Origin of the sequence: Myxococcus vastator, from assembly GCF_010894475.1 — a bacterium.
GTDB classification, from domain to species: Bacteria; Myxococcota; Myxococcia; order Myxococcales; family Myxococcaceae; genus Myxococcus; species Myxococcus vastator.
Window position 1 is genome coordinate 1 of sequence record NZ_JAAIYB010000937.1, and the last position, 645, is coordinate 645.

Consider the following 645-nt stretch of genomic DNA (forward strand, 5'->3'; position numbering starts at 1 on the left):
ACCGTCCCGGAGCCGGCTCTGGCCTCGTCCGAAGAGCAGTCGTCGCCGCGCTGAAAGCGTCCCGTTCACCCCGTCAGCTTGAACGTCCGCCTGGGCTTACGGAAGACGGGGCTCGTGCAGCGGATACCAAGCTGATGAGCAAGGTGCTGGACGAGCGGCAGTTGCGAATCTGGGCCGGCGCTGAGGCACTCGCAGCAGGGCGCGGCGGCCGGGAACTCGTGGCGAGAGCGACGCACCTGTCGCGCACGACAGTCCTCTTGGGGATGAAGGATGCGCGAGCGAAGAAGCCGCCAGCAGACCTGGTGAAGGTGCGCCGGAGTGGAGCAGGCCCGAAGCGGATTCAAGAGCGGCAACCTGGCATCATGAAAGCGCTCGACGCACTGGTGGACCCTGTCACTCGGGGCGACCCGGAGTCGCCGCTGCGCTGGACGTGCAAGAGCACCCGCGCTCTTGCGGCGGAGCTTCAGGCGCAGGGCTTCACCGTGAGCCAGCATAAGGTGGGGGAGTTGCTTGGCGAACTTGGGTACAGCCTCCAAGCGACAAAGAAGATGCTGGAGGGAGCGGCCCACCCAGAGAGGGATGCGCAGTTCCGGTACATCAACGCCGAAGCCGCGGCGTTTCAGGCACGAGGCCAGCCAGTTGTTT

The 645-nt window shown here is 65.9% G+C and carries 1 protein-coding gene; it reads left to right on the forward strand.

Annotated elements, in window-relative coordinates; genetic code table 11:
• Positions 1–134: 134 nt before the first annotated feature.
• A partial coding sequence (locus G4D87_RS38435; protein WP_443192660.1) for an ISAzo13-like element transposase-related protein occupies positions 135–645 on the forward strand: 511 nt, incomplete at its 3' end.